Below are 19,375 nucleotides of genomic sequence, written 5' to 3'. Positions count from 1 at the left end.
CTCTCCTGACGTCCTTAAAGTCAGGCGTCAGGTTACGCAATCGCTCCCAAACCCTCCACGGTTTCCTGCGATGAACCTTTTTTTTGTTCGGGAAGTAGCGTGAGCATCGACGTGCCACCGCTGTCCGCAGCCGTTCGACTTGCCGCCACGCAGCCCCGATGCCGTCATGGCACTCAACTCTTGTCCGAACCTGTCGTTAACGCAGGATGGCCGCTCTTGAGAAGGCGATGCTCCGGCGTTTGGGTGCGCTGGACATCGGATCGTCGAATGGGGTGCCGGGGGTCACGGCACCGCGCTCGCCGCCACGATGCCTCGAGCGACGGGGCAATACCCCGCTTGCGAATTCGATGAGTACGCAACCATTCGAGGCGAGCGGAATCAGGTCTTGCCGGCCGCCGCAGACGAGCCCGCAGGTTGCCGGATCACCATGCGCCGGCAAGGTTTTTTCGTGTTGGTTAGAAAATGTATCCGAACAGCTACGATGTTCCGATCGCGCGCCTGATCGCGCGTCAGATTCTATCTTGCGCACCCGCCACGCCGGTGCGGGAGGTCGCGCGACGCATGTTCGCCGAGCACTGCAGCTCGATCGTCGTGATGCACGATGACCAGGTCGTCGGGATCTGGACCGAGCATGATGCACTGTCGGCCAGCGACAATCCGCGCGGGCTCGATCGGCCGGTCAGCGAGGTGATGAGCCATCCGGTGCTGACGCTCGAGGCCGATACGCCGCTGGGTGAAGCTGCGATGAAGTTCACGCAGTCGGGCGTGCGGCACTTCGTGGTGGTCCGGGATGGCGCCGCGATCGGTGTGCTGACGCAGACCGACGTCGTCGTGAATCAGGGGCCGGAATTTTTCCTCCACCTGAAGCCGATCGAATCGATCTCCGTCCATCCGCCCGTCGTAGTGCCCGAGCATGCCGCGCTGCACGCAGTCATCGCGCAGATGCGCGCGCAACGGCTCGATGCGATCCTCGTCGGCTACGACGACGGCGAGCGCGGCATCCTGACCGAACGGGACGTCGTCCGGCTCCTGGCGGACGGCGGAACCCAAGGCGCGGTCGGCGCCTTCGCCAGCAAGCCGCTGCAGATGCTGTCCGCCCGGCAGAGTCTGTATGCCGCGCAGCGCTTCATGACCGAGCACAATATGCGACACGTCGGCATCCAGGACGAGGACGGCAGGCTCACCGGGCTGCTCTGTTTCGCGGACGTGCTGCAGAGCATCGAGCACGAATACGCGAACGAGCTGCGCAGCGCCCTGCGCGAGCGCGACGAAGCACTGGGTCTCGCCCGCTTCAACCTGCGCATGGCGGATCGGGTGTTCGAATCGGCGCTCGAAGGCATCATGGTGACCGACCGGCACGCGAAGATCGAGCGCGTCAACCGGGCCTTCACGCGCCTGACCGGGTACACCGAGGACGAAGTGATCGGGCGCAACCCAAGCATGCTGAGTTCAGGGCGCCAGACGCCCGAATTCTACAAGCAGCTGTGGCATTCGCTAACGACCGATGGCCACTGGCAAGGCGAAATCTGGAATCGCCGCAAGACCGGCGAGCTGTTTCTCGAATATCTGACGATCACCAGCATTCGCGACAACGCAGGCGGGATCTCCCACTATGCGGCGATCTTTTCCGACATCACGCAGCGGCGCCAGGCGGAAGAGCGGCTGGGCTATCTCGCCACGCACGACGTGCTAACCAATCTCGCGAACCGGGCGCTGTTCGAGGAGCGGCTCGCGCACGCGATCGTCCAGGCGAAGCGGCTCGGTCGCAAGGTCGCGGTGATGTACCTCGATCTCGACCGCTTCAAGCTGGTCAACGATACGCTCGGCCACAACGCCGGCGACGAGGTGTTGAAGATCGTCGCGGGACGCATCGTCGCGGAAGTGCTCGCGAACGACACGGTGGCACGCATGGGCGGTGACGAATTCGCGCTCGTGCTGGAGGAGTTCGACGACGTCCGCGACGTCGGGCGTATTGCGCGCACGCTGCTCGACGAAGTGGCGCGGCCCATCGATATCGGTGGCCACGAGATCTTCGTGACACCGAGCATCGGCATCAGCATCTATCCTGACGACGGGATCGAGGCGGAGCACTTGATCCTGCTTGCGGACCAGGCGATGTACGGCGCGAAGAGTCGCGGCAGGAACGTGTTCCAGTTCTTCGAGAGCAAGATGACGTCGTCGGCGATCGAGCAGCTGGATATGCTCGGCGAATTGCACCGCGCGCTCGAGCAGAATGAATTCCGCCTGTTCTACCAGCCGCAATACGATCTGACCAGCGGCCGGATCGTCGGCGTGGAGGCGTTGCTGCGCTGGTTGCATCCACGCAGGGGGCTCGTACCGCCGGGCGACTTCATCGGGCTCGCGGAGCGGTCCGCGCTGATCGTCCCGATCGGCCGATGGGTGCTCCATGAAGCCTGCCGCCAGGCGTGCCGATGGCTCGACGCGGGCTTCGAGTTCGGGCGTGTGGCGGTGAACGTGTCGGCACGGCAATGCCTTACCGACCATTTCCTCAGCGACCTGACGACCATCCTCAGCGAAACCGCGTTGCCGACCGAATGCTTACAGCTCGAGTTGCTCGAAAGCATGGCGATGAACACCCGCGAGGAAATCGGCATCCTGCTGCGCGAACTGGCGATCCGGGGGATCAGCCTGGCGATCGACGATTTCGGTACGGGATATTCGTCGCTGGTGTATCTGAAGGATCTGCCCGTCGATACGCTGAAGATCGATCGGTCGTTCCTCACGGACTGCGGTTCGGGCAGCACGGACGATGCGATCGTGCGCGCGATCGTTGCAATGGGCCGCGCGCTCGGGCTCGATGTCGTGATGGAGGGCGTAGAGACGGAAAAACAACTGGCCTTCCTGCAGGAGATCGGTTGCCATCAGGGGCAAGGTTTCCTGTTCGCGCGGCCACAGCCCCCCGACCAGTTCGTCGGGATCTTGGCGCGCCACAGCGCGAAATTGCTGGTGGAGTGAGCCTTTCCGGCAGCGGGCACATGCGACTGCAAGCAATGATCAGAGATCTCCACGCACTTCGCCGGTTCCCAACCCGCTGCGCTGCCGGTTGACTTCCGCCCACAGCTCATCGCTGTCGTCATTGCGCAGCACGACCTTCCAGTCCGGTTGATTGTCGGTCACGTCGAAGTATTCCAGGATTTCCCGGCGAACCGCGTCGACGAACTGCGCGTATTCCGCTTTGGCCCGTGCAAAGGCCCCATGATTGGATTGAACAGCGGCAATTGGCCGACGCTCGCCTGACGTCAACAGCGCGTCAATACCGGCGGCGTCAAGCCAGCGCAGTCTCCACGGGACGGCGGGGCGAGAATGGCAGGGTCGGTCCATAGCCGAAGCGCATGACGATATCAGGCCGTCGCCGGCTGGTATCGCCGACGATGCCTGCCAGATGCGGACGAAGGCGAGCGACCTCGACGGGCTGATTGACGAAGGCGACCTTGATCCCGAGGTTTGTCGCTGTCAGCGCGAAGCGCTGACAGGCCTGGCCGACCCTGATCCAATGCATCTTGTCTTCCCGATCGCCAACAAACACGGCAATGCCTGCCGACGAATCGATTTGGCGGGCATATTTGTCGTTCTCGGTTCGGGTGTCAAAGAACCGTTCGAACGCGAAGCGTCCAAGGGAGCTCGGCAGCACTGGATTCCCGCTTGCAGCGGAGAACAGGCCATCGCCCGACGACATGGCGCTGCGTGGGTTGAACCGGATCCATCGCTTCAGTTCGCTCATGAAAGCCGAATCCGCCATTTGAATGTCGTTGGCGGCTACCACCAGATCTCTGACCTTGTCGATCCCCATTCGGTCGGTGATGAGGGTCAAGTGAACGCCGGGCGTGGCAGCCGTCCGCTCGAGGAACGCGAGATCGGCGGCAGGAACGGCACGCCCGTCATATTCCGCGCGCGTCGATTGTCGTTTGGCAATTGCGGCAAAAAGCGAACTCGCCCTTATCGATCCGCGTACGAATGCATAACGTACGCCGTCTCCGCCGGAAGCCATCTGAACCTCTCCTGGCCAGCCCGTTGCTGCAGCCGAGATGGCGAGGTTTTCCGCCGCGCATCCAAGGCTCACAAACAGATGATGGTCGTCCGGGTCGACAGCGGGTGTGCGGCGCGAGAGGTCCGGCAGAATGTCGATGAACCCGTCGCCGACATGAAACCGCCAAGGCTGCGTGTTGTGGCTGTTGGCGGCAAGTGTCGCATAGCGGATGAGGCCGCCAAGGCTCGGCGGCATTGTCAGAGCCGCACGCAGGCGCTTTGCATAGGCCTGATAGTCGGCCATCGATCCCACGGACGACATCCAGGCAGTCGCGCCGCCTGCCAGCATCAAGGCGCCGCCGGCGCCGACGAAGAAAGTTCGCCTGTCCATGCCAAATTCCCGTAAGTTGTCGCGGCTGCCGTGCCAGAGTGCGGCGCGCATGCAGTGACTTGACGCGCAATGTTGCTCGCGTGCAGCGCCAATGGAAAATTCGCAACGCCCCTTTGGACTGCGATTCCGAGCCCCCGGCGCAGCCCCAAATCCTCCACAGCGAGGCTTGCTGAAAACCGCCACGGCGACACGCGACTCGGCACGCATCCAGACGCAAAGGCAATTCCCTTCATCGCTTGAATTCTCAACACCCGTATCTCCGCACCGGGCCGTTTTCGGCGCGCGTTGTCGACTATCTAGCCTGCCACGTCAACCTGTGTCAGGCAAATGCCGGCTCCGTTGATCTGAGTCAATTGCGGTCGGCGTGAATCGCGGCCTGCGCGGCAGGTCGTGCAGGCGGGCCGCTCACGCTTGCGCGCCGTGCGTCTCGAAGTCGGTCATCTTCGGTATTTGATTTGCATCAAGCGCCGGATGACCCGGTGGGACAGGATAGGATTTCACGAACTGGAAGGTGATCCATGGACGAGCAGATCAAGGAAAAGATCCTGTCATTGCTGGATCAGCACCGAATCATGACGATCGCCACGCTAAGGCCGGACGGCTGGCCGCAGGCGACCACCGTCGGATACGTGAGCCAGGGACTGACGCTTTACTTCCTTTGCGGCCTGGAAAGCCAGAAGGCGGCCAATCTGGCCCGCGACGACCGGGTATCGCTCACGATCGACCACGACACATCGGATCTGATGGCGATTACCGGTTTGTCGATGGCGGCACGTGCACAACCGGTAACTGATCGTGCCGAAGCAGAGAAGGTCTTGCACATGCTTCCGCTGAAGTATCCGGACATGCACGCGCTGCCAATGCCGATACCGTCTCCTGACGAGGTCCGGATATTTCGCGTGATTCCGATAGTCATTTCGGTGCTCGATTATTCACAAGGCTTCGGGCACACCGATCTTTGCATTTGCTGATCTCCTTCCATATCAAAAACACAAGACGCCGTGACGCGGTGCTCACATCGTAGCCCCCGATGGGCAACCAGCGCGGAAGCGGGCTGCCTTTATGCATTGATCGTTTTTGCGATCGGCTTCGCCTTCGGGGCGATGCGCGTCCTGCTGCTTGTGCGGCTGCTGGGAGAGACGGCAGCCGTATCGCTCGAAGCGCCGTTCATGCTGGCCGCGAGTTGGTACGTGTCGCACTGGAGCGCGAAAAAACACGACCTCCTGACGGATACCAACGAGGCGTTGCTGATGGGCGCGATCGCCCTGGCCATATTGACGATTGCGGAGTTGTGTACCAACGGACTCCTGTTTGGAAGGACCGTGCTCGAGTACTTTGCCGGCTTTTGGTCTGTACCCGGCGCGATCGGCCTCGCAAGCCAACTTTGCTTTGCGATCTTTCCGTTTCTGCAGGCGCGCGGTAATCGAATGGGCGCGAGCAGGTGAGCGCAATTGCAGGCGGCCAGGATCGCAACGCCGAAGCGCCCCCTCGGCAAAACCGTGTGACCTGCGATCGGATCCGCTGAACTGCCGTGCTCACGAAGGCTGGTCAGCCAGGAATATATGCAGTTGACGCGTACATGTCGGTGCCCGGAGTCGATGCGATACTCGGACGTTCGCGGTAGTCTACGTGCGAATGGCCGCTTCTGGCGGCGGATTCAACCGGTCGATGCTGACCGACGAGGCAACCAGTTGAATCGGCAACCAAGAGCAGCCGCCGATTTTGCGGTCTTTACGCGTTCTTGGAGGGACTAAAGTTTGCGGTGTCGGAGCGACGGTCGCTTGCCGTCATCGTCGGTATGCAGTTACAGTCGAGTCCCATGTTTGAAGACCTACTAGACCTTCTAAAGAACGCCGGTGTCGATCCAGCCGCACAGCAAATCACTCTGATGCGCCACAAGGATAAGCGGTATCCCCTCGTGAAATATATCGGCACGCGCGCACTGAATCTGTATCAGGCGATGCAGCCCAGAGAGATGCCCGTGGGAAGCCTGCTCGTAGCGTTTTACGGCAATCGGCCCGGCCATGCCCTGCTTCTGGGCGTCTGGCGTGTCGACGGTGTGCTGTCGCCCGGCGAGGCGATTCGTCGGGGACTACTTGAGGGAAGCTTTGAGCCGTTGCACGAGAACTGGGGCGGCTACTACCACGATTTGCGCGAACTCGATCTGCTTGCCGATCTGCGTTTGAAGCTCGAAATCGAGTGGACCGGAAAGGAAGTGGCCTGGCGGCGTGTCCTGCGACCGGAGAAAACCCAGCGAGTACGCCGGACAACCAACTCACCAATCGAGCAAATTGCGCACGAGGCAAAGCCAGGCTCCTGCAGTCAATTGCCCATGCGGATGGGCCGCCGGTACAGCGTCACCGCACAGCTCGAATCGGCGGTGCCGTTCCAGGGACTCACTGGTGTCTCACTCGTTATGGCGGAACTGCGGATCGCACTGCGTGACGCAGCCTGGCAGCAGGGGTTGGCTGGCGTGTCCGGAATCTATCTGATCACGGACGAGCGCGGCGGCCAACACTATGTGGGTTCGGCCTCCGGCGCACAAGGGGTGCTACAGCGTTGGAGCAACTATGCGACCACAGGACACGGAGGCAACAAGCTGCTTGCGCAGTTGCTCGCCGCTACGCCTGGACGCGAACTGGATCTCCGGTTCACGCTGCTCGAAGTGTTGCCGGCAGATACATCCCGCCAGGAGGTGATCCGGCGCGAATCGTATTGGAAAGTCGCGCTGGGTTCGCGCACATTCGGTCTGAATCTGAACTGATGCAATCAGCCGGAAACAGCCTCTACGGAACGCTGACCGCAGCGAGACGTGCACCCAAATGGCGTACTACTCTCTAATTTCAGGCGGCAAGCCCCACTCCGCGATGTCGCCCCGGAAGCGTTGCTGACCTCTGACCGTCAGCTTCGGGTAGGAATGCAGCCGCGCCAACGGCATGTTTCCCTGATAGCGCGACGACGACAGCTACTCGGATACGGGCAAGCGAACCGCGCGCACGATCGTCAAATACGACGGCAAATCGTACGGGATCGACATGTTCAGTACCTTTTGGTATTCGCCCGAGGCGCTGAAGCGTTTCAAGTGAGGCCGCGAGCGGGTCACGCCAGGCCCGCCTACTCCGCCACCTTCGGCCCGATCGGATCTGCCGGCGGCGCCGGCATCCGCAACGCGTCGCCACGCATGCGTCGCGCCTCGCGCGCCGTATAGCGATCCTTCAACCGCAGGAACGGCTTCTCGACGAGGAAGTAGCTGGCCATCGCGGCCAGCAGCGCCCACACGATGCCGAGCGGGAACGCGTGCGGAACCGCCAGATCCGGGTTCGCGAACGGCTGCTGCCACAGATACAGACTGAACGAGATCGAGCCGACGAACACGATCGGCGCGGCCCGCAGCCACCGCGCGCACCAGAACTCGCTGCGGAAATTCAGCACGACGATCACGATCGCGATCAGCGCGGCCTCGAGCGTCACCCCGTAGGTCGCATTCCAGAAGCCGCCGAGCCGATGTTCGGCAAGCGGCATCCCGAACAGCACGATGACGACGAGCGCCGTCACGATGCGCGTCTCGCCGCGCCACGAGCCGATCCATGCTTCGAGCCGTTCGCGTTCGAGCGCCGCGTAGCAGCCGATCAGGATCGGATCGACGCCCGTATGCAGCATCATCCCGAGTTGCCCGCGCAGCGCCGGCGCGACGAAATACGTGAGCGCGCGCGCGAGCGGCACGGCCAGGATCAGCGCGGCCAGCCAGCGCGTGCCGCGACGGCGGGCGCCAAACACGAACAGCAGCGGCCAGAACCAGTAGAACTGCTCCTCGAGCGCGAGCGACCAGAAATGGCCGAGATACCACGCGCCGTCCGGGTGCAGCACGTTGTCGCCGCTCAGCCCGAACCGTGCCGAGTAATTCCACAGATGCAGCGCCGCATACAGCCACTGGCGGCGCCCGACGTCGAGCCAGCCGACGGCGGCGAGCACGCCGACGGTCGCGAGATACACGTAGCACGCCGGCCAGATCCGCAGCGCGCGGCGCACGTAGAACGACGTGAGCGCGATCCCGCCGGTGCGCGCGAACTCCGCGCGCAGCACGTTGGTGATCAGGAAGCCGCTGAGGACGAAGAAGATCAGCACGCCGAGCCGGCCGTCGGCGACCAGCCGCAGCGGCGCGAGCCAGCCGGTGTAGCCGCCCGGCAGCACGCGTTCCGCATGGCCGACGACGACCATCGTGACCGCGACGGCGCGCAACCCGGTCAGTTGCTTGACGCGATGGTTCATCGGTTCGTTTCCCGTTGGCACGGCGGAGGAACGGAATGAAGGTCGGCGCCCGCGATCGGTGCGCCGATATGCCGCCGGGATTTTGTCTGAAAAATATCCGAATGAAATTGCTCAAAAAATTCCGCCGAGCATGCCGGCCGCAATGCCGCGCCGTGCAACCGGCATCGCCATCGCACGCAGCGGCCGGAATGAATGGGCATAATGACAAGCCTTGCCCGGCGGCCGCCGGGCCGATGCCGACACAACGAATCTGCGGCGCCGCAATATCCGCGATACCGGCGCTGCCGTATTCCGATCGCCCACCGGCCCGTGCCTCGTCCGCCGCCCTGCCGACCCTGACCCGGAGCCTGCCTGTGTACCCACCGATCGAACCCTACGCCCACGGCCACCTCGACACCGGCGACGGCCACCGCATCTACTGGGAGCGCTGCGGCAACCCATCCGGCAAGCCCGCGGTGTTCCTGCACGGCGGCCCGGGCGCGGGCTGCAGCCCCGACCATCGCCGCCTGTTCGATCCCGAGCGCTACGACATCCTGCTGTTCGACCAGCGCGGCTGCGGGCGCTCCACACCGCATGCGAGCCTCGACAACAACACGACCTGGGACCTGGTGGCCGACATCGAGCGGTTGCGCGAGATGGTCGGCGCGCAACAGTGGCTCGTGTTCGGCGGCTCATGGGGCAGCGCGCTCGCCCTCGCGTACGCGCAGACGCATCCGCAACGCGTCGGCGCACTCGTCGTGCGCGGCATCTTCACGATGCGCCGCGCGGAGTTGCTGTGGTACTACCAGGAAGGCGCGTCGTGGCTGTTCCCGGACCTGTGGGAAGAATTCCTCGCGCCGATTCCGCAAGCCGAGCGCGATGACCTGATGGCCGCGTACCATCGCCGGCTGACGGGCGACGACGAAGCCGCGAAGCTCGAAGCCGCGCGCGCATGGAGCCTCTGGGAAGGCCGCACGATCACGCTGCTGCCGGACCCGGCGCTGGCCGCGCACTTCGCGGACGGCCACTATGCGCTCGCGTTCGCGCGGATCGAAAACCACTACTTCGTGAATCGCGGGTTCGTCGAGGAGGGCCAGTTGCTGCGCGACGCGCATCGCCTCGCCGGGATTCCGGGCGTGATCGTGCAAGGCCGCTACGATATCGCGACGCCCGCACGCACCGCATGGGATCTCGCGAAGGCATGGCCCGACGCGAGGTTCGAGATCGTGCCGGATGCCGGACACGCATACAACGAACCGGGCATCCTGAAGGCGCTGCTCGCGGCGACGGACCGGTTCGCGGCGTAAGCGCAAGCAACGCAGCACATACCGCGCAATACCACGCGGCGCGCGGCAGCCGGCCATGCCGTCCGGCGCGCGCCGCCCCGCTCAGAGCGCCGCTTCGACGATCGTGCGGCCGCTGATCGCCCGCTCGACGAGTCGTTCATCGCCAACCTTGCGGATCGCATCGTCGAGCAACCCTTCCGGCTCCTCGGTCGCGACCTTCAGCAGGCCCGACAGACCACGCGCGTCGAGCACCACGAGCGTTTCCATCGAATCCGCACGGCTCACGAGCACGCGGCGGAACGCCGGGCCCGCGCCGAAGCTCGCGCAAAGCTCGATCGTCTCGTTGCCGAGCGTGTAGTCGAAGTTCTTGATCATGTCTGCCGCCGTTGCAAGGGAATGGCGACGCGCGACGGCGCGGCGCCGTGACGTCGACGCACCCGTGCGTGCCGCCGGCGCCGGATCGGGTCCGATCCGTTCGCCGGCAACACCATGCTAGGCGGGCAGTATTAACGACGACTTAAACGTCCGGCGACCGGCGCGTCAGGCCTTAGAGCGCCTCATCGAGCGGCTCGACCGTCACACCGACCTTCAGCTCCTGATCCGCGCCACCGCCGCGAATCACGCCGCGCAGCGGCGTCACGTCCGCGTAGTCGCGGCCGATCGACAGCATCACGTAATCGTCGCCCGGCGCGCGGTCGTTGGTCGGGTCGAGCTGCAGCCAGCCGCCGTCTTCGGGCCACGCCGGGTCGTACACGTCGACCCATGCATGCGATGCGTCCGCGCCGATCAGCCGCGGCTGCCCGGGCGGCGGCTGCGTCAGCAGATACCCGCTCACGTAGCGCGCGGCGAGCCCGAGCGAGCGCAGCGCGCCGATCATCACGTGCGCGAAATCCTGGCAGACGCCCTTGCGCAATCGCAATGCATCGAGCGCCGTCGTCGTGATGTCGGTGCTGTTCGGCGTATACGCAAAGTCGGCGTGAATCCGCCGCATCAGGTCCCATGCGGCCTGCACGAGCGGCCGCTGCGGCGTGAAGCTGGCGGCCGCATACGCAGCCAGTTCCGGATCGCACGCCACGTGCGGCGACGCGAACACGAACTCGCTCGCCGCGTCGTACGGCTGCCCCGCGCGAAACCGCAGGCGGTCGCGCACGGCTTCCCATACGGTTGCGTGCTCGGGGTCGGGATGCGCGATCGCGGGCGGCGGCGCGCCGCGTGCGCCCTGCGACCAGACGGGCGGGCTCACGCGCACCGTGCTGCGGCTGCGCACGAGCAGCGCATCGTGCGGCTGGTTCAGCGCGAACGATGCGCGCGCGTTGCCGAACGCGTCGATCTCGGTGCCGACCGTTTCCGGTCCGGGTTCGATGTCGAGCGCGAACGACAGCACCTGCTGGCGCGGCGTCGCGAGCGGCTGCAGCCGCGCCTGGTGCTGGGCCGATTCGACGCGCGCCGCGTAGCGATATTCGGTGTCGTGCGTGACGCGCAGGACACGACCGGCCGACGTGGCCGATGCATTCGAGGCCGCGGGCACGACCGCCGCCGCTGTCTGCTTCGCACTGCCGGGGGCGGCCGCGGGCGGCGTCTTCGCCGCGTGTTTCGGCGTCACCATAGCGTCCTGCCCGCCTCGCGAACGTGGCTGAAATACCGCTCGCCGATCCGGTTCGACAGATCCCACACGGCCTTCACCGTCGTGTCGAGCGCATCGAGCAGCGCGTCGTGCCGACCATCATCTCCGGTTTCACACAGTTCGTGCAGCGACCACGCGGGCACGTCCGGAATCGTCTCGGCCAGTTCGGACAGCGCATAGCCCTCGCTGCGCTCGACCTTCGTCAGCCGGCCGCGCAACGCCTGCACGACCCAGCCGAGCGAGCGCGGATTGTCGGTGTCGAGCACGACGAGCGACAGCAGCGGCGCGACGTCGAAGCCGCGCTGGAAGCGCGAGCGGAACGTGATCGTGCTGTCGAACAGCTCCAGCACGAGTTCGAAGCCGTCCTGCCGGTGCACCGCGCCTTCGTCGAACGCGAACTTCAGCACGCTGCACAGGAAGTCCAGCCGGTCGATCTGCCGCCCGATCGACAACAGCCGCCAGCCGTCGTCGCGCGTCATGTTGTCGGTCTGCGCGCCGGTGATCGCGCCGAGCAGCAGCCCGAGGCGCTCCAGCAACTGCAGCGCCTCGTTGCCGATCTGCTCCTCGGCTTCCGGATGATCGGCGCTGTCGGCGAACAGTTGCGTCGCGTCGTCGATCAGCCGCCACTGATCGCTCGACAGCCGTTCGCGGATCGCCGCAGCCGCGCCGCGCATCCCGAACAGGCAGGACGCGATGCCCGACGTGCGGTCCGCGCCGCGCGTCAGCGACGTCGCGAGCGCGTACTGGAACGCGCGCGGCGCATCGACGGCGTTCGGCGCGTCGGGCGCGATCAGGCCGGTGTCGCGGCACAACGTGTCGATCAACTCGAGATGCGCGGGACTGTCGACGTCGTCCTCGCCGCGCAGCCGTTCGAGCGCGGCGCGCGCGAGACGCATCAGGTTGGTCGCGCGCTCGGTATAGCGGCCGAGCCAGAACAGGTTCTCCGCCGCGCGGCTCGCGATCGCGCGCGGACGCTCGACCAGATCGTCGGGGCCGAGACGCGTCTGCAGCAGCGTCGTCGAATCGACGATGCCTTCGGTCATCACCCACGTATCGACCGTGCTGCCGCCGCGCGGCATCGGCGCGTTGAACAGCGTATCGCGCGTGCCGACCCGCGACAGTCCGCCCGGCAGCAGCCGCCAGCGCTGCGCGCCGTCGGCGAGCGCGAACACGCGCAGCAGCAGCGGCTTCGGCACGATGCGCGCGCCGCCGCTGCCGTCGGACGCGTCGTGCCCCGGCCAGGTCGGCGCCTGCGACAACGGCAGGTCGGCCTGCACCGTGTAATGCTCGGGCCGGGCCAGGATCCGCGCACGCCATTCGGCCAGTTGCGCCGGCGTGAGCCGCGCGCCGATCACCGGGTCGAACGCGCCGCCGGCCTGCACCTCGGCCGGATACGACGGCTTCACGATGCTGCGCGCAAGCTGCGGCAGCGCGTCGCCGCACGCGGCTGCCTCGCCGCACCACCACGAATGCACGGCCGGCAGCGTCAGCGTTTCGCCGAGCAGCGCTTCCGCGAGGCGCGGCATGAAGCCGAGCATGCCCGGCGACTCGAGGAAGCCCGAACCCGGCGCATTCGCGAGCAGCACGTTGCCCGCCCGCACGGCCTGCAGCAGGCCGGGCACGCCGAGCATCGAATCGGGACGCAGTTCGAGCGGATCGAGCCACGCGTCGTCGACGCGCCGCAGGATCCCGTGCACGGGTTCGAGCCCGCGCAGCGTCTTCAGGAAGACGCGGTTGTCGCGCGCGGTCAGGTCGCCGCCCTCGACGAGGGTGAGGCCGAGGTAGCGCGCGAGATACGCATGCTCGAAGTAGGTCGCGCTGTGCGGCCCGGGCGTCAGCAGCACGATCCGCGAATTCTTTCTGGCGGGACTGAGCGCCTGCATGCTCTGCAGCAGCGACCGGTACGCGGAAGCGAGCCGCTGCACGCGCAGCCCGCGGAAACCGCGCGGAAAGAGCCGCGACACGATCAGCCGGTTCTCGAGCAGATAGCCGAGGCCGGACGGGCCCTGCGTGTGCTGCGCGACGATCCGCCATTGGCTGTCGGGGCCGCGCGCGAGATCGAACGCGACGACGTGCAGCCACGTATCGCCCGGCACGCGTGCGCCGCGCATCGCGCGCAGGTAGCCCGGGTGGCCGGTCACGAGCGCGGGCGGCAGCAGCCCGCGCTGCAGGATCGTCTGCGGTCCGTACAAATCGGCCATCGTCGCGTTCAGCAGCCGCACGCGCTGCAGCACGCCGCGCTCGATCGCGACCCAGTCCTCGGGCGTGACGATCAGCGGCAGCAGGTCGAGCGACCACGGGCCGGCCGCGCCGTCGCCTGCGCGTTGTTCGTGGAGCTGGTAGAACAGGCCGTTCTCGCGCATGCGGCGCTGCAGCGCGTCGGCGCGGCGGTCGAGGTCGGCCACGCCGTCGCTGCCGATCGACGTGAAGAAGCTGCGCCATGCGGGGGCGAGCAGCGGCGCGGTGAGGCCGGCGGCACTGCCGCGCAGTTCGTCGTAGCGGCCGGCCGCGGCCGGCGCCGCGAGCGCGGCGGCCAGTTCCGCGGCGTCCGGCTGCGCGCCGGTATCGAAAAGCGTGGGCATCGCGTCGGCGTCGGCGAGATCGTCGGGGTGAATGGGCGGCACGGTCGGTATCGTTCCGTCGTCAGGGGGCAGCGGTGCCCGCGCGCCGCCGCACCGTCGTCCGGGCACGGCAGACGCGGCGGGCGGCCGCAGTCTGCCCGCATCCTAGCACTCCTCCCGGCGCGCCGGGAGGTCGGAAACCGCGCATCGTCGTGCGTCCTTTCATCCGACGATCAGGGCCGTCGCAGGTCGAGCGTGAACGGGAATTCACGGCTCGGCGCGGCGGCCGCCACGTCCATCCGCCCCGGCGTGTGCCCCATCGCGACGAAGCGCGCGAGCCGGCGGCTCTCGGCTTCGTACGCGTTGACCGGGAACGTCGCATAGTTGCGCCCGCCCGGGTGCGCGACGTGATACCGGCAGCCGCCCAGCGAGCGCTGCAGCCACGTATCGACGATGTCGAACGTGAGCGGCGCATGCACGCCGATGGTCGGATGCAGCGCCGACGGCGGCGCCCACGCCTTGTAGCGCACGCCCGCGACGTATTCGCCGACGGTGCCGGTCGGCTGCAACGGCAGCGCGCGGCCGTTGACGGTCACGACGTGACGGTTGTCGTTCAGCCCGGTCACGCGCACTTCGAGCCGTTCGACCGACGAATCGACGTAGCGCACCGTGCCGCCGGGCGCCCCCTCCTCGCCCATCACGTGCCACGGCTCGAGCGCGCCGCGCAGCGACAGTTGCATCCCGTTCACCGCGATCTGGCCGAACAGCGGGAAGCGGAATTCGAAATGCGGCGCGAACCATGCGGAATCGAACGCGAAACCGGCGTCGCGCAGCTCGGCCAGCACGTCGTCGAAATCCATCTTCAGGAACGCGGGCAGCATGAAGCGATCGTGCAGCGCGGTGCCCCAGCGCGTGAGCGGCGTCGTATACGGCGCGGCCCAGAAGCGCGCGACCAGCGCGCGCAGCAGCAGTTGCTGCACGATGCTCATCCGCGCATGCGGCGGCATCTCGAACGCGCGCAGTTCGAGCAGGCCGAGCCGCCCGGTCGACGAATCCGGCGAATACAGCTTGTCGATGCAGAATTCGCTGCGGTGCGTGTTGCCGGTCACGTCGATCAGCAGGTTGCGCAGCACGCGGTCGACGAGCCACGGCGGCATGTCCTGCCCGTACAGCAGCTTGTTGCGCTGGATTTCCGCGAATGCGATGTCGAGCTCGTAGACCTGGTCGTTGCGCGCCTCGTCGACGCGCGGCGCCTGGCTCGTCGGACCGATGAACAGCCCCGAGAACAGGTACGACAGCGACGGATGGTTGTGCCAGTAGGCGATCAGGCTCGCGAGCAGGTCCGGGCGGCGCAGGAACGGGCTGTCGGCCGGCGTCGCGCCGCCGAGCACGAAATGGTTGCCGCCGCCCGTGCCGACATGCCGGCCGTCGACCATGAACTTCTCGCTGGACAGCCGCGACTGCCACGCGGCGTCGTACAGGAATTCGGTCTGGCCGACGAGTTCGTCGAAGCTCTTCGCCGGATGGATGTTCACCTCGATCACGCCGGGATCGGGCGTGACCTGCAGCAGCTTGAGCCGCGCATCGCGCGGCGGCGGATAGCCTTCGAGCACGAGCTTCACGCCGAGGGCCTGCGCGGTCAGCTCGATCGCCGCGAGCAGGTCGAGATAATCCTCGAGCGCGGCGAGCGGCGGCATGAACAGGTACAGGATGCCGTTGCGCACTTCTGCGCACATCGCGGTACGCGTGATCCATGCGGCCGATTCGAAGCGCTCGGGGTGGCGCTGCGGGTCCTGCGCGGCATGCGCGTGCCGGTCGCCGGCGGCGCTGCCGTCGCTGCGCAACTGCATGACCGTTTGCGCGGACGCTTCGCGATGCACGCCGGCCAGGTAACGCGGCGCGTCGGCCGCACCCGCATGACGCGCACGGAACGCGGCCGCGTCCGGCAGCGCGTCGCGCGGCGCGAACGGATCGCGTTCGACCAGGTACGGATAGTCGGCACCGGCGACCCACGGCAGCGAATCGAGCGGCAGCCGATAGCCCATCGGCGAATCGCCGGGCACGAGGTACATCCGTTCGTCGCGGAAGAACCACGGGCCGGTCTGCCAGCGCGGGCCGTCGAGACCCGGCGCGTCGTCCGTGCGCTTGATCGGCAGCACGTAGCCGACCACGCTGTCGAGATGCTGGTCGAACACCTTGCGCAACCGCGCGCGCTCGAGTTCGTCGTCGAGGCGCGAGTCGAACGGATCGACGTTGACGGGCAGCCGGCGCTCGCGCCACAGGTAGTACCAGACATCCTCGTAGCCGGGCCGCACGAATTCGTCGGTCAGTCCGAGGCGCGCGGCCAGCGCGTCGATGAAGCGCTTCGCGTCCTCGGTCGTGCACGCGGACGGCTCGCGCTCGTCGGCGAACAGCGACGGGTCGTGCCACACGGGCTGGCCGTCGGCGCGCCAGAAGATCGACAGCGCCCAGCGCGGCAGCTGCTCGCCCGGATACCACTTGCCCTGCCCGAAATGCAGGAAGCCGCCTTCGCCGTATTCGGCGCGCAGCCGCTGCACGAGTTCGGTCGCATAGCCGCGCTTGGTCGGGCCGAGCGCATCGGTGTTCCATTCGGCGCCGTCGCGATCGTCGATCGACACGAAGGTCGGCTCGCCGCCCTGCGTCAGCCGCACGTCGCCGGCCGTCAGCGCGCCGTCGACCTGCGCGCCGAGCGTGCGCACGGCGTCCCATTGCTGCTCGGTATACGGCTTCGTCACGCGCGGCGATTCGTACACGCGCGTCACCACCATCTCGTGCTCGAACGACACTTCGCATTCGTCGATCAGCCCCTCCACCGGCGCGGCGCTGGTCGGCTGCGGCGTGCATGCGAGCGGGATGTGCCCTTCGCCGGCGAGCAGGCCCGAGGTCGGATCGAAGCCGATCCAGCCCGCGCCCGGCAGGTAGACCTCGCACCACGCGTGCAGGTCGGTGAAGTCGACCGACGTGCCGCTCGGGCCGTCGAGCGCCTTCACGTCGGGCGTGAGCTGGATCAGGTAGCCGGACACGAAACGCGCGGCGATGCCGAGATGCCGGCACAGCTGCACGAGCAGCCACGCGCTGTCGCGGCACGACCCGGACGCGAGTTCGAGCGTCTGCTCGGGCGTCTGCACGCCCGGCTCCATCCGCACCAGATAACCGATGTCGTGCTGCAGCTGCTGGTTCAGCGCGACGAGGAAGTTCACGGTGCCGGCCGGCGTGCGGTCGACGCCGTCGAGATACGCGCGGAACAGCGGCGCCGCGCTCGTCTGCGGATCGCAAGCGAGGTACGGCGCGAGTTCGGTCTTCAGCGCATCGTCATAGCTGAACGGGTATTGCTCCGCGCTGGCTTCCAGGAAGAAGTCGAACGGGTTGTACACCGACATCTCGGCAACCAGGTCGATCGTGATCTCGAAGTGTTCGGTGCGCTCCGGAAACACGAGCCGCGCGAGATAGTTCGAGAACGGGTCCTGCTGCCAGTTGATGAAGTGCTGCGCGGGCTCGACGGTCATCGAATACGCGACGATCGGCGTCCGGCAGTGCGGCGCGGGCCGCAGCCGCACGATCTGCGGCCCGAGGTTGACGGGCCGGTCGTAGCGGTAGCGGGTGGTGTGATGCAGCGCGACGTGAATGGGCATGGGAGAGCCGCTCGGTTCGGGTTGGACCGGCCGCGCGCGCCGCGTCGCCGTCGCTGCGGCGGCACGGCACGGCGGGTTCGGAGAAGGTATGCGTCAGACCAGTTCGGGCGACTGCACGACGCTGATCTCGATGCCGACGGCGCTCGCGCCAATCCCCGTCACCGGTTGCGCGTCGCGATAGTCGAGGCCCACGGCGATGCGCACGTAGCGCTCGTCCGGGCAGCGGTTCATGAACGGATCGAAGCCGACCCAGCCGAGCCCTTCGACGTACGCCTCGGCCCACGCGTGACCGGCCGGCTGCTGCATCAGCGCGACGGCCTGCGGCTGCGCGCCGAGTGCCGCCTGCGGCAAGCCCTGCGACTGTGCGGCATGCGATGCTCCGAGCACCTGCTGCATGCCGTCGCCCGTCTGCAGCGCGAGCGCTTCCTCGGCATCCTCGTCGCTCGCGCTCTGCTTCGCGTCGGCGATGCGCTGCATCGCGCTGTCGGCGAGCACGTAGCCCGAGATGTAGCGCGCGGGCACCTTCAGCGCGCGAGCGGCCGCGATGAACGCGTGCGCATGGTCGCGGCTGGTGCCCTCGCCGCTTTGCAGCGCGGTTTCGGCATCGACCGGCGCGTCGGCCAGGTTCGGCGCGTATGCGATGCGGTCGTGCACTTCCGTCATCAGCCAGTGCAGCGCATCGAGGCTGTGCGGCTCGATCGGCAGCGCCTGCGTGAGCTCGCGCACGGTGTCGCCGGCCTTCGTGAGCGCGGTCTCGCGCTCGAAGATCCACGGCGGTGCATAGCCCTCGGGGTTGCCGAGAATGCCCGCGCGGTCCTGCGTCTCGACGACGCCGGCCGCGACCACGACGACCTCGTTCTTCGCGCCGCGGTCGTGGCGCACGAGGTCGATCCGGTTGCCGAATCCGTCCGCATAGGAAAGCGTCGGCTCGACGCCGTCGATCGTGACCTGCCACGCGCGCACCGTCTGCCCGGGCCCCGATTGCGGGCGCAGCCGCAGCCGTTGCAGCGCGTGGGTGGCTTGATCGTCGAACTGATAACGCGAGATGTGTCGGATGGCGAGTCGCATGGCAAGTCTCAGTCGAAGTTGTAGGCCTGGGCGATATCGATCCCCAGGCTGTTGTTGCGGCCGATGAAGTCGGTCAGGAACTCGTGCAGGCCGCTCTTGAAGATCCGCTCGACCGAGGTGTCGGACAGCATCTGCAGAATCTTCGTGGCCGTGTCGTGACACGGGTGTGTCACGCCGTAATCCTTCGCGAGCAGGTTCAGGCTCGACACCACGCGCCCGTAGCAATAGCGCAGCGAGCGCGGCATGCGGCCGTTCAGGATCAGGTAGTCGGCGATGTTCATCGGCTTGTACTGCACGTCGTACACCCAGCGATACGACCGGTGAGCGGCCACGCAGCGCAGGATCGTCTCCCACTGGTAGTTGTCGAGGATCGTGCCCACGTGCGACACCGACGGCAGCAGCAGGTGGTATTTCACGTCGATGATCCGTGCGGTGTTGTCGGCCCGCTCGACGAACGCGCCGATCTGCGCGAAATCGAAAATCTCGTTGCGCAGCATCGTGCTGTAGAAGCTGCCGAGGATCAGCGCGGTTTCGCGCTTCACTTCGTCGAGCACCGC

The 19,375-nt window shown here is 66.6% G+C and carries 13 protein-coding genes and 2 pseudogenes; 6 read left to right on the top strand and 9 right to left on the bottom strand.

All coding sequences use genetic code 11. From position 1 onward, the window contains the following. Positions 1 to 462: 462 nt before the first annotated feature. Positions 463 to 2,976 carry an EAL domain-containing protein gene (locus DIE16_RS35215; RefSeq protein WP_124894343.1) on the top strand — a complete coding sequence of 838 codons (2,514 nt, stop codon included), beginning with the start codon at positions 463 to 465 and terminating at the stop codon, positions 2,974 to 2,976. A 39-nt stretch (positions 2,977 to 3,015) separates the two neighbouring features. Here the strand turns inward: DIE16_RS35215 and DIE16_RS35210 are convergent. Both DIE16_RS35210 and DIE16_RS35205 read right to left on the bottom strand, forming a co-directional pair. Further along, positions 3,016 to 3,213, bottom strand: a pseudogene (locus DIE16_RS35210) (ATP-dependent protease); the annotation flags it as partial. A 73-nt stretch (positions 3,214 to 3,286) separates the two neighbouring features. After that, a complete protein-coding gene (locus tag DIE16_RS35205) occupies positions 3,287 to 4,429 on the bottom strand; it encodes an Acg family FMN-binding oxidoreductase (RefSeq protein WP_260434513.1) in 1,143 nt (380 codons plus the stop codon). A gap of 467 nt (positions 4,430 to 4,896) precedes the next feature. Between DIE16_RS35205 and DIE16_RS35200 the strand changes: the two genes are divergently transcribed. The 4 genes and pseudogenes from DIE16_RS35200 to DIE16_RS37385 all read left to right on the top strand — a co-directional run. Continuing rightward, positions 4,897 to 5,349: a pyridoxamine 5'-phosphate oxidase family protein gene (locus DIE16_RS35200; RefSeq protein WP_124894342.1), complete on the top strand. Its 453-nt coding sequence runs from the start codon at positions 4,897 to 4,899 to the stop codon at positions 5,347 to 5,349. A gap of 96 nt (positions 5,350 to 5,445) precedes the next feature. Then, positions 5,446 to 5,823, top strand: a complete 378-nt coding sequence (locus DIE16_RS35195) for a hypothetical protein (RefSeq protein WP_124485041.1) — start codon at positions 5,446 to 5,448, stop codon at positions 5,821 to 5,823. Between the two features lie 374 nt (positions 5,824 to 6,197). Continuing rightward, entirely contained in the window at positions 6,198 to 7,142 is a 945-nt protein-coding gene (locus DIE16_RS35190; RefSeq protein ID WP_124894341.1) for a GIY-YIG nuclease family protein, read from the top strand. 187 nt (positions 7,143 to 7,329) lie between these two features. Then, positions 7,330 to 7,464: pseudogene (locus DIE16_RS37385) on the top strand (multidrug ABC transporter ATPase); the annotation flags it as partial. A gap of 28 nt (positions 7,465 to 7,492) precedes the next feature. Here DIE16_RS37385 and DIE16_RS35180 read toward each other — a convergent pair. After that, positions 7,493 to 8,647, bottom strand: a complete 1,155-nt coding sequence (locus DIE16_RS35180; protein WP_124894340.1) for an acyltransferase — start codon at positions 8,645 to 8,647, stop codon at positions 7,493 to 7,495. Positions 8,648 to 9,000: 353 nt separating this feature from the next. On the opposite strand from DIE16_RS35180, the gene pip reads away from it, so the two are divergent. Then, on the top strand, positions 9,001 to 9,933 hold the full coding sequence (pip, locus tag DIE16_RS35175; protein ID WP_124485045.1) for a prolyl aminopeptidase: 933 nt from the start codon (positions 9,001 to 9,003) through the stop codon (positions 9,931 to 9,933). 81 nt (positions 9,934 to 10,014) lie between these two features. Here the strand turns inward: pip and DIE16_RS35170 are convergent, their stop codons facing one another. The 6 genes from DIE16_RS35170 to DIE16_RS35145 all read right to left on the bottom strand — a co-directional run. Next, entirely contained in the window at positions 10,015 to 10,287 is a 273-nt protein-coding gene (locus DIE16_RS35170) for a hypothetical protein (protein WP_124485046.1), read from the bottom strand. A 172-nt stretch (positions 10,288 to 10,459) separates the two neighbouring features. Beyond that, a complete protein-coding gene (locus tag DIE16_RS35165) occupies positions 10,460 to 11,518 on the bottom strand; it encodes a transglutaminase family protein (RefSeq protein WP_124894339.1) in 1,059 nt (352 codons plus the stop codon). Then, positions 11,512 to 14,118 carry a circularly permuted type 2 ATP-grasp protein gene (locus DIE16_RS35160; protein ID WP_124894344.1) on the bottom strand — a complete coding sequence of 869 codons (2,607 nt, stop codon included), beginning with the start codon at positions 14,116 to 14,118 and terminating at the stop codon, positions 11,512 to 11,514. Before DIE16_RS35160 ends, DIE16_RS35165 begins: the two co-directional genes overlap by 7 nt. Before the next feature lie 212 nt (positions 14,119 to 14,330). Continuing rightward, positions 14,331 to 17,750, bottom strand: a complete 3,420-nt coding sequence (locus DIE16_RS35155) for a DUF2126 domain-containing protein (RefSeq protein WP_124485048.1) — start codon at positions 17,748 to 17,750, stop codon at positions 14,331 to 14,333. 93 nt (positions 17,751 to 17,843) lie between these two features. Beyond that, positions 17,844 to 18,818 (bottom strand): transglutaminase family protein, encoded by a 975-nt coding sequence (locus DIE16_RS35150; protein WP_124894338.1) that lies wholly within the window; start codon positions 18,816 to 18,818, stop codon positions 17,844 to 17,846. A gap of 8 nt (positions 18,819 to 18,826) precedes the next feature. Continuing rightward, a partial coding sequence (locus tag DIE16_RS35145; RefSeq protein WP_148095404.1) for an alpha-E domain-containing protein occupies positions 18,827 to 19,375 on the bottom strand: 549 nt, incomplete at its 5' end.

It is taken from the genome of Burkholderia sp. Bp9090 (genome assembly GCF_003857985.1).
Taxonomy (GTDB): domain Bacteria; phylum Pseudomonadota; class Gammaproteobacteria; order Burkholderiales; family Burkholderiaceae; genus Burkholderia.
Note: the sequence above shows the minus strand (reverse complement) of the source record. Positions and strands in the feature narration are given on the sequence as shown.